This window comes from Pseudomonas sp. NFACC32-1, from assembly GCF_900101215.1.
In the GTDB taxonomy this organism is placed as follows: Bacteria; Pseudomonadota; Gammaproteobacteria; order Pseudomonadales; family Pseudomonadaceae; genus Aquipseudomonas.
Genome location: NZ_FMUL01000002.1, coordinates 475,138 through 485,601 on the forward strand (window position 1 = coordinate 475,138; position 10,464 = coordinate 485,601).

At 63.6% G+C, this 10,464-nt stretch carries 10 protein-coding genes; all 10 read left to right on the forward strand.

The annotated features are described in order from the left end of the window. The first annotated feature begins 23 nt into the window (after positions 1 to 23). Positions 24 to 512: an Hcp family type VI secretion system effector gene (locus BLP99_RS06075; RefSeq protein WP_072390829.1), complete on the forward strand. Its 489-nt coding sequence runs from the start codon at positions 24 to 26 to the stop codon at positions 510 to 512. An 81-nt stretch (positions 513 to 593) separates the two neighbouring features. Continuing rightward, entirely contained in the window at positions 594 to 1,043 is a 450-nt protein-coding gene (locus BLP99_RS06080; protein ID WP_072390833.1) for a type VI secretion system amidase effector protein Tae4, read from the forward strand. Next, positions 1,043 to 1,480, forward strand: a complete 438-nt coding sequence (locus BLP99_RS06085) for a hypothetical protein (RefSeq protein ID WP_072390836.1) — start codon at positions 1,043 to 1,045, stop codon at positions 1,478 to 1,480. The genes BLP99_RS06080 and BLP99_RS06085 overlap by 1 nt, the downstream gene beginning before the upstream one ends. Then, a complete protein-coding gene (gene tssE, locus BLP99_RS06090; RefSeq protein WP_072390839.1) occupies positions 1,474 to 1,986 on the forward strand; it encodes a type VI secretion system baseplate subunit TssE in 513 nt (170 codons plus the stop codon). Before BLP99_RS06085 ends, tssE begins: the two co-directional genes overlap by 7 nt. Next, complete coding sequence (tssF, locus tag BLP99_RS06095; RefSeq protein WP_092179934.1) at positions 1,983 to 3,842, forward strand: type VI secretion system baseplate subunit TssF; 1,860 nt, start codon at positions 1,983 to 1,985, stop codon at positions 3,840 to 3,842. Before tssE ends, tssF begins: the two co-directional genes overlap by 4 nt. Then, positions 3,806 to 4,858 (forward strand): type VI secretion system baseplate subunit TssG, encoded by a 1,053-nt coding sequence (gene tssG / locus BLP99_RS06100; protein WP_072430978.1) that lies wholly within the window; start codon positions 3,806 to 3,808, stop codon positions 4,856 to 4,858. The genes tssF and tssG overlap by 37 nt, the downstream gene beginning before the upstream one ends. Continuing rightward, positions 4,851 to 7,529: a type VI secretion system ATPase TssH gene (gene tssH, locus BLP99_RS06105; protein ID WP_072390847.1), complete on the forward strand. Its 2,679-nt coding sequence runs from the start codon at positions 4,851 to 4,853 to the stop codon at positions 7,527 to 7,529. Before tssG ends, tssH begins: the two co-directional genes overlap by 8 nt. Positions 7,530 to 7,715: 186 nt before the next feature. Beyond that, positions 7,716 to 9,647: a type VI secretion system Vgr family protein gene (locus tag BLP99_RS06110; RefSeq protein ID WP_092179936.1), complete on the forward strand. Its 1,932-nt coding sequence runs from the start codon at positions 7,716 to 7,718 to the stop codon at positions 9,645 to 9,647. An 18-nt stretch (positions 9,648 to 9,665) separates the two neighbouring features. After that, the gene (locus tag BLP99_RS06115; RefSeq protein ID WP_072430979.1) at positions 9,666 to 10,100 is read left to right on the forward strand and encodes a DcrB-related protein; all 435 of its coding nucleotides are present in this window, start codon (positions 9,666 to 9,668) and stop codon (positions 10,098 to 10,100) included. Between the two features lie 12 nt (positions 10,101 to 10,112). Next, on the forward strand, positions 10,113 to 10,464 hold a 352-nt coding region (locus BLP99_RS06120), incomplete at its 3' end, for a hypothetical protein (RefSeq protein WP_143007932.1).

The window sequence follows — 10,464 nt, forward strand, 5'->3', positions numbered from 1 at the left end:
TAGAAGCCACACAGGGAGAAAACATGGCTGTTGATATTTTCATCAAGATCGGCGACATCAAGGGCGAGTCCATGGACAAGGCCCACAAGGACGAGATCGACGTCCTGAACTGGAGCTGGGGCATGTCCCAGTCCGGCAACATGCACGTGGGCAGCGGCGGCGGCGCGGGCAAGGTCAACGTCCAGGACCTGTCGCTGACCAAGTTCGTCGACAAGGCTTCGCCGAACCTGATGATGCACTGCGCCAGCGGCAAGCACATCGACAAGGTCAAGCTGACCGTGCGCAAGGCCGGCGGCGAAAGCCAGGTCGAGTACATGATCATCAACCTGGAAGAAGTGCTGATCACCTCCCTGAGTACCGGCGGCTCGGGCAGCGATGATCGCCTGACCGAAAACGTCACCCTGAACTTCGCCAAGGTGCTGGTGGACTATCAGCCGCAGAAAGCCGACGGCACCAAGGAAGGCGGTCCGGTCAAGTTCGGCTGGAACATCCGTCAGAACGTCAAGGTGTAGTCAAACACACCCCCGGTGCCACGCGCCGGGGGTGTTTGGTGCTTGCTCGAATCCAATCCTCTACAGCGCGGTATCTGAGTCATGGCCAAGCCTTCGTTTATCAATTTGTGGAACAGCTATCCGCCCTACCCGTCGGCGACGCCGGCCTGCGACGGCCCCTGGATCAATCAGTGCGCCATTCGCATGAGTATCGCCTTGTGTGGCGAACGGACGTTACCCGTCAACTCCTCGACTTATACCCTCGACCCTCGATGCGCGCATGGGCACGCCCGTGGCGCGGAGTCATTAGCGAACTGGTTATGGAAAAAAAGCCAGCTCGGCCCACCCAAGATCTACACCAATAGCGTGGCTGACCGTACAACGCTGATGGGCAAGACCGGCATCATTTTCTTCAAGGATTGCTACCAGCAAAGCAGCGATACGGCCGGTCGACCTACCGGCGACCACATTGACCTGTGGAACCGTGGCCTGACCAAGAGTGGAGACTTGTTCTCGAGGTCCAAGGCCGTCTGGTTCTGGGAGCTTACCTGATGCGCAGCCCAATGTTCCTTTCGGCGCTGACGGCAAGCTTCGTCAGCCTGAGTGCATGCGCCGGGCAGGACACAGCCGCTGTTGCTGCGCCGACCCAGGCGGTTTTCGTCGGACAGCCGATAAGTCTGGTCAATGATCAAGGTCGCTGCACACTTGTCAAACCTGACCAGAGCCGCCTGACACTCGATATGGAATGGCCTTGCCAGTTCAGCCTGGGTTCCGATAAGCAGTTGCGCGTGGAGATGTTCAATCAAGTTCCGATCTTCTCCGTTGAACGCAGCGAGCATATGCCAGCCCCCAGCCGCGATTGTCTGACCAAACTCCAGGCGGTGCGCCAGATCAAGGGAACGATGGAAGTCTCGCAAGTGAGCCAGTTCGCCTCCTGCGGGCCGGGTCACTGGGACCAGAAAATGTACGTGGCGCCCTTTACGTGGTAACCGAAATCGCCACCCGCGATCGCCTGCAACCGTCCCTGCTGGATCGGTTGACTGACGACGACCCGACCAATCCCAAGGAAAGCGCCGATAAGCGCGTGCTGTCGCTCACCCAGCTGAAAGCCTCGGTGCTGCGAGACCTGGCGTGGCTGCTCAACACCACCTCCCTGCTCGACGCCGATGCCACGCTGCATACGCCGGCCGGAACATCGGTGGTGAATTTCGGTCTGCCGGCCCTGGCCGGCAACAGCGCATCGAATGTCGATGTCGCGGCCCTGGAAACCTTGATTCACCAGGCCATCGCCACCTTCGAGCCGCGGATCCTGCGCCACACCCTGCGTGTGCGGGCCCGGGCGACGGCGGAGATGAACCACAACGCCTTGAGTTTCGAGATCGAAGGTGACCTGTGGGCGCAGCCCGTGCCGCTGCGCCTGATGCTGCAGACCGACCTGGACCTTGAGACCGGCCACGTACGCGTGGTCAACGCCGACCAGCGGAGACGCTCATGAACCCGCGCCTGCTGGAGCTGTACAACCAGGAACTGCACCACGTGCGCGAAAGCGCTGCGGAGTTCGCCAAGGAATACCCGAAGATCGCCAGTCGGCTGACGTTGTCCGGCATGGACTGCGCCGACCCTTACGTCGAGCGATTGCTGGAAGGCTTCGCCTACCTGACCGCGCGGGTGCAGCTCAAGCTCGATGCCGAATACCCGACGTTCACCCATAACCTGCTGGAAATCGCCTACCCGCATTACCTGGCACCCACGCCGTCGATGACCGTGGTGCAGATGCAGGCCGATCCGGACGAGGGCTCATTGAGCAGCGGCTTCGAGCTGCCCCGGGACAGTGTCCTGCGGGCGGCCCTGGGACGCGAAACCCAGACCTGCTGCGAGTACCGCACCGCCCACGCGGTGACGTTGTGGCCGCTGCAGGTCAGCCAGGCCGACTATTTCGGCAACCCCTCCACCGTGCTCGGGCGCCTGGCCGCCAGCGAGCCGAAGGCCAAGGCCGGCCTGCGCCTGACCCTGCGCACCGGCGCCGAACTGCCGTTCAACAGCCTGGCCCTGGACAACCTGCCGCTGTACCTCAGCGGTGCCGATGAGCAACCGTTCCGCCTCTACGAACAATTGCTGGGCAATGCCTGCGCGGTATTCGCCCGCCAGCCCGGCGGCAACTGGGTCGAGCGCCTGCCCCAGGACGCCCTGCAGTCCCGCGGCTTCGATGACAGGGATGCCGCGCTGCCGGTGGTTGCCCGGGCCTTCCAGGGCTATCGCCTGTTGCAGGAATACTTCGCCCTGCCCCAGCGGTTCCTGTTCGTCGACTTCACCCAGCTGGGCCAGGCGGTCAAACGCTGCGACGGCCAGGAACTGGAATTGATCGTGCTGTTCGACCGTCACGACCCGAGCCTGGAAGGCAGCGTCGGCGCCGCACAGTTCCTGCCGTTCTGCACCCCGGCGATCAACCTGTTTCCCAAGCGCCTGGATCGCATCCACCTGTCGGAACGGGTCAATGAACACCACGTCATCGCCGACCGTACCCGGCCGATGGATTTCGAAGTGCATTCACTGACGTCCCTCGCCGGCCATGGAACCGGGCCGGAGCAGCCGTTCCTGCCGTTCTATGCCGTGCGCGACCCGTCCCGCTATGGCCGCGACCAGGCCTACTACACCGTGCGCCGCGAGCCGCGGGTGCTGTCCAGCGACCAGCGGCGCAACGGCCCACGCTCGACCTACGTCGGCAGCGAAACCTTCGTCAGCCTGGTGGACAGCCATCAGGCGCCCTATCGCCACGACCTGCGCCAACTGGGCGTGACCGCGTTGTGCACCAACCGCGACCTGCCGCTGTTCATGAGCGTAGGCAATGGCAAGACCGATTTCACCCTCGCCGACAGCGCGCCGGTAGGCGCGGTGCGCAGCGTGGCCGGCCCGAGCCGCCCGCGCGCCAGCCACGCCCACGACGCCAAGGCCTGGCGCCTGATCAGCCAGTTGTCGTTGAACTACCTGTCCCTCAGCGAGCAAGGCCAGGGCGCCGCCGCCCTGCGCGAACTGCTGCGCCTGTACGGCGACAGCAACGATGCGGCGTTGCAATTGCAGATCGAAGGCCTGCGGGAAGTCAGCAGCAAGGCTTGCACCCGACGCCTGCCGATGCCCGGCCCGATCGTCTTCGGTCGAGGCCTGGAAATCACGCTGGAATTCGATGAAAACGCGTTTCGCGGCACCGGGGTATTCCTGCTCGGCGCCGTGTTCGAGCGCTTCCTGGCACGCTACGTGTCGATCAACAGTTTTACCGAGACGGTGATCCGTACCACCGAACGCGGCGAGATCATGCGATGGAAAGCCAAGCCCGGACGACGTCCGACCCTGTGAGTACCCTGGATGCGATGCACCAGGAGCCCTGGGAATACGACTTCTTCCAGGCCTTGCGGCGTATCGAATGCGAATCCCCCGACCTGCCGCGCCTGGGCCATTCCCTGCGCCTGGCCGACGACCCGCTGCGCCTGGGGCAACAGGCCGAGTGCACCTTCGCGCCCGCGACCCTGGCCTCGGTGCAACCCGGTGTCGACGGGGCACCGGCACGCCTGGAGCAGTTCTTCTTCGGTCTCGGTGGCCCCAACGGCCCGATGCCGCTGCACATCACCGAATACGTGCGCGAACGCCAGCGCAACAACGCCGACAGCACCAGCAAACGTTTCCTGGACGTGTTTCACCATCGCCTGCTCAGCCTGTTCTACCGGGCCTGGGCCGAGGCGCGGCCGACCGTCAGCCACGACCGCCCGGACGATGACTACTGGTCGGCGCGCCTGGCCGCCCTCAGCGGCCGGGGCATGCCAAGCCTGCTCGAACAAGGGCTGATTCCCGATACGGCGAAGCTGCACTACAGCGGTCACCTGGCGGCGCAGACCCGTTACCCGGACGGTTTGAAGGCCATCCTCGGCGAGTACTTCGGCCTGCCGGTGGAGATCGAAGAATACGTCGGCCAATGGCTGGAATTGCCGGAGCGCAGCCGCGTGGGCGTCAGCGCCCATCAATTGGGCGTGGACTTCTGCCTGGGTCGCCATGTGTGGGATCGCCAGCACAAATTCCGCATCCGCCTGGGGCCGCTCAAGCTCGTCGACTACATGGGCATGCTGCCCGGCGGACAACCGTTCAACGAATTGGTGGCCTGGGTCGCCGAATACCTGGGTCATGAGCTGGACTGGGATTTGAACCTGGTCCTTGAACAGCCCGAAGTCCCGCCGCTTCAACTCAACGGCCGTTTCCGCCTGGGCTTCAATACCTGGCTGGGACGGCCGCAGACCGATGCCAACGATCTAATACTGGCCCGGCATTACGCCGAACAGGCCAACACCTCACAGACCTCAAGGAGCCATGAGCATGGGTGAAATCAGTCGCGCCGCGTTGTTCGGCAAACTCAACAGCGTGGCCTACAAAGCCATCGAAGCCGCCACCGTGTTCTGCAAGTTGCGCGGTAACCCCTACGTGGAACTGGCCCACTGGTTTCATCAGTTGCTGCAGCTGCAGGACTCGGACCTGCATCGCATCATCCGCCAGTTCAACATCGAACCGGCGCGCCTGGCCCGCGACCTGACCGACGCCCTCGACCGGCTGCCCCGAGGCTCGACCTCCATCACCGACCTGTCCTCCCATGTGGAAGAAGCCGTGGAACGCGGCTGGGTCTACGGCAGCCTGATGTTCGGCGAAAGCCAGGTGCGCACCGGCTACCTGGTGATCGGCATCCTCAAGACCCCGAGCCTGCGCCATGCGCTGCTGGGGCTGTCGTCGGAATTCGACAAGGTCAAGGTCGAAACCTTGAGCGAGCGTTTTGACGAATACATCGGCGACTCACCGGAAAACGCCCTGACCGCCAGCGACGGTTTCAACGCCGGCAGCGTGCCCGGCGAAGCCAGCGGCGCCATGGCCCCCAGCGCCATGGGCAAGCAGGAAGCCCTCAAGCGTTTTACCGTCGACCTCACCGAACAGGCCCGCAGCGGCAAGCTCGACCCTATCGTCGGGCGCGACGAGGAGATCCGCCAGCTGGTGGACATCCTCATGCGACGTCGGCAGAACAACCCGATCCTCACCGGTGAAGCCGGCGTGGGCAAGACCGCCGTGGTGGAAGGCTTCGCCTTGCGCATTGTCGCCGGTGACGTACCGCCGTCCCTCAAGGACGTGGAGCTGCGCAGCCTCGACGTCGGCCTGCTGCAAGCAGGCGCGAGCATGAAGGGCGAGTTCGAACAGCGCTTGCGCCAGGTCATCGAAGACGTCCAGGCGTCCCCCAAGCCGATCATCCTGTTCATCGACGAAGCCCACACTCTGGTGGGGGCCGGTGGCGCCGCCGGCACCGGTGACGCGGCCAACCTGCTCAAGCCGGCCCTGGCCCGTGGCACCCTGCGCACCGTGGCCGCTACCACTTGGGCCGAGTACAAGAAGCACATCGAAAAAGACCCGGCCCTGACCCGTCGCTTCCAGGTGGTGCAAGTGGCCGAGCCGTCGGAAGACAAGGCCCTGCTGATGATGCGTGGCGTGGCCTCGACCATGGAAAAACACCACCAGGTGCAGATCCTCGACGAAGCCCTGGAAGCCTCGGTCAAGCTGTCCCACCGCTACATTCCCGCGCGCCAGTTGCCGGACAAATCCGTGAGCCTGCTGGACACCGCCTGCGCCCGCGTCGCCATCAGCCTGCACGCCGTGCCGGCGGAAGTGGACGATAGCCGCCGGCGCATCGAAGCGCTGGAAACCGAGCTGCAGATCATCGCTCGCGAGCATGCCATCGGCGTGGTCATCGGCACCCGTCAGACCCAGACCGAAAGCCTGCTAAGCGCCGAGCGCGAACGCCTGGCCGAACTGGAAAGCCGCTGGGCCGAAGAGAAAACCCTGGTGGACGAACTGCTCGCCACCCGCGCCACCCTTCGCGAGCGCGTCGGCGTAGTGGACAGCGAGGACGGCAGCGAAGCCAGCCACGATTTGCGCGAGAAACTGGTGGACCTGCAACAGCGCCTGACCGCCCTGCAAGGCGAGACCCCGCTGATCCTGCCGACCGTGGATTACCAGGCCGTGGCCTCGGTGGTCGCCGACTGGACCGGTATCCCGGTGGGCCGCATGGCCCGCAACGAACTGGAAACCGTGCTCAACCTCGACCAGCACCTGAAAAAACGCATCATCGGCCAGGACCATGCCCTGCAGATGATCGCCAAGCGCATCCAGACCTCCCGCGCCGGCCTCGACAACCCGAGCAAGCCGATCGGGGTATTCATGCTCGCCGGCACCTCCGGGGTGGGCAAGACCGAGACCGCCCTGGCCCTGGCCGAGGCCATGTACGGTGGCGAGCAGAACGTCATCACCATCAACATGAGCGAATTCCAGGAAGCCCACACCGTGTCCACCCTCAAGGGCGCGCCACCGGGCTACGTCGGCTACGGTGAAGGCGGTGTACTGACCGAAGCCGTGCGGCGCAAGCCCTACAGCGTGGTGCTGCTGGACGAGGTGGAAAAGGCTCACCCGGACGTGCATGAGATTTTCTTCCAGGTGTTCGACAAGGGTGTGATGGAAGACGGCGAAGGCCGGGTGATCGACTTCAAGAACACCCTGATCCTGCTCACGACCAACGCCGGCACCGAGCTGATCGCGGATGTCTGCAAGAACCCGCAGGACGTGCCGGAGCCTGAGGAAATCGCCAAGGCCCTGCGCCAGCCTCTGCTGGAAATCTTCCCGCCGGCGTTGCTGGGGCGCCTGGTGACGATTCCGTACTATCCCCTCAGCGACGAGATGCTCAAGGCCATTACCCGCCTGCAACTGGACCGCATCAAGAAGCGCGTGGAAAACACCCATAAGGTGGCGTTCGACTACGACGACGCGGTGATCGACCTGATCGTCTCCCGTTGCACCGAAACCGAAAGCGGCGGACGCATGATCGACGCCATCCTGACCAACAGCCTGCTGCCGGACATGAGCCGCGAATTCCTGACCCGCATGCTCGAAGGCAAGGCCTTGGCCGGGGTGCGGATCCGCGCCGAGGATAACGAACTGCGATACGATTTCAGCGACGCGGCCTGACCTGACAGGTACACCGATAGCCCTGTGCAAGAGAGCCTTGCGGGAGCGAGCTTGCTCGCGATAGCGGCATAACATTCGACCTCGATGTTGACTGACACACCGCCATCGCGAGCAGGCTCGCTCCCACAGTGAATCCGGCTCCTTCAGGGAATCGGCGGCGCAGCCATTACAACGATGAGATAACCGATGTTATTGAACCAAGCCTCACGCCTGGCCAAAATCACCAGTCCCCTCGGGCCGGAGGTGCTGCTGCTCAAGGACATGGGCGGCGGTGAAGAACTGGGGCGGCTGTTCAACTATGAGTTGCAGTTGCACTCGCTGGACAACGCCATCGACCTCAACCAGGTGCTCGGCAAGCCCATGTGCGTGAGCATGCAGCTGGACGGCAGTGGCGAGCGGCATTTCCACGGCATCGTGGCCCGCTTCAGCCAGAACGTCGACCAGGGCCAGTTCGCCAGTTACCAGGCCACGCTGCGGCCCTGGCTGTGGTTGCTGACCCGGACCTCCGATTGCCGGATCTTCCAGAACCTGACCATCCCGCAGATCATCAAGCAGGTGTTCCGCGACCTGGGTTTCTCGGACTTCGAGGACGCCCTGAGCCGGCCTTATCGCGAGTGGGAATACTGCGTGCAGTATCGCGAGACCAGTTTCGATTTCGTCAGCCGCCTGATGGAGCAGGAAGGGATCTATTACTTCTTCCGCCATGAACAGGGCCGGCATGTGCTGGTGCTGGCAGACGCCTATGGCGCCCACACCACAGTACCCGGCTACGGCTCGGTGCCCTACTACCCCAAGAACGAGCAGCAGCGCGAGCGCGACCACATCCATGACTGGCACCTGGCCCAGGAAGTCCAGCCCGGCTCCCTGGAGCTCAACGACTACGATTTCCAGCGCCCCAGCGCCCGCATCGACGTGCGCTCGGCCATGCCTCGCCCCCATGCCGCCGGTGACTATCCGCTGTACGATTACCCCGGCACCTACGTGCAGAGCGAAGACGGCGAACACTATGCCCGTACCCGCATCGAAGCCTTGCAGACCCTGCACGAGCAGGTCGAGCTGGCCGGCAACGCCCGTGGCCTGGGTTCGGGTCACCTGTTCAGCCTCACCGGCTTTACCCGCCAGGACCAGAACCGCGAATACCTGATCGTCGGCGCCCGCTATTACATTTCCCAGGAAAGCGGGGAGACCGGTGGTGGCGCGCCTTCGGCACAGTTCGAAAGCAGCCTGACCTGTATCGCGGCCCAGCAAAGCTATCGGCCGCTGCCCATTACCCACCGGCCCATCGTCAAGGGACCGCAGACGGCCCTGGTGGTCGGCCCCAAGGGCGAAGAGATCTGGACCGATCAGTTCGGCCGGGTGAAGGTGCACTTCTACTGGGACCGTCACGATCAATCCAACGAAAACAGTTCGTGCTGGATTCGCGTCTCGCAATCCTGGGCCGGGAAGAACTGGGGCTCGATGCAGATCCCGCGCATCGGCCAGGAAGTGATCGTCAGCTTCCTCGAAGGCGACCCCGACCGGCCGATCATCACCGGTCGCGTCTACAACGCCGAACAGACCGTGCCCTACGAACTGCCCGCGAACGCTACCCAGAGCGGCATGAAAAGCCGTTCGAGCAAGGGCGGCACGCCAGCGAACTTCAATGAAATCCGCATGGAGGACAAGAAGGGCGCCGAGCAGCTGTACATCCATGCCGAGCGCAACCAGGACATCGTGGTCGAGGTGGACGAAAGCCATTCAGTGGGCCACGACCGCAACAAGAGCATCGGCCACGACGAGACGGTGACCATCGGCAACAACCGGCTGCGCATCGTCAAGCAGGAGGACATCTTGTCCGTCGGCCTGCGCAAGACCGACAGCATCAGCCAGAGCTACGTCATTGAAGTGGGCGAGAACCTGCGCCTGGTATGCGGTGAAAGCATCCTGGAGCTCAACGCCAGCGGCCAGATCAACCTGACCGGCGTGCAGATCAGTTTCTATGCCAGTGGCGACGCCGAATTCAACACCGGCGGCGTGCTGCACCTGAACAACGGCGGCGGCCCCGGTGCCACGCCGGATGGCCAGGGCGTCAAGGCGAGCATCGATGCCAACATCAGTGCTGCATTCCCCAAGGGCTAATCTCGAGTTTTTCGCGCCATGAGCTACCGCATCAATGAGTTCCAGTTCCAGTTGCCGCCCAGCGAATTGCTGGACGCCTCGATCAATATTCTCAAGTTTCCCGAGCTGGGCACTTCCCTGATCGTCAGCCGCAGCCTGCTGGCCGAGGGCGAAACCCTGCAAAGCAACCTCGACGACCAGCTCAAGCGCCTGGAAAAACAGGTGCAGGACCTGCGCTGCCAACCAGGTGCCAGCGTGCGCCTGGGGGCCAATCAGGAAGTCGAAGGCATCGAGCTGCGCAGCCAGTTCAACAAGGGCAACGAAAAGGTCTTCCAGTACCAGTTGGCGCTGGTGCTGCCCGGCACCCGCAAAATGCTCGCCCTGAGCTATGTGAAAGCACAGAAGCTGGGCGACGCCGAGGCCGCTCATTGGGCAACCATCAAGAACTCCCTGCTGTTCGACGTTCCCGCCTGATGAGTCGCTTGCATGTCTGATGCACTGTGGGCGGCCCGATTGGGCGATGCACTGGAACATACCTCGATGATGGCCGACATCCTCGGCGGCGTGCTGGAGGTGGCAGCGAATATCGCGATCACCGCCCTGGCCACCGCTGCCGTGGTGGCGGCCACCGGGATCACCGTCGCCACCGGCGGCCTGGGCTGTTTCCTGCTGGGCGCCGTGGTCGGCGCCGTCGTCGGCATCGCCATGAGCAAGACCGGAGCCGACAAGGGCCTGAGCAATTTATGCGAGGGCATCGGCAACGCCCTCTTTCCCCCCACGGTGCAGGCCAACATCCTCACCGGCTCCACCGACACGCTCACCAACAACATTCCCGCGG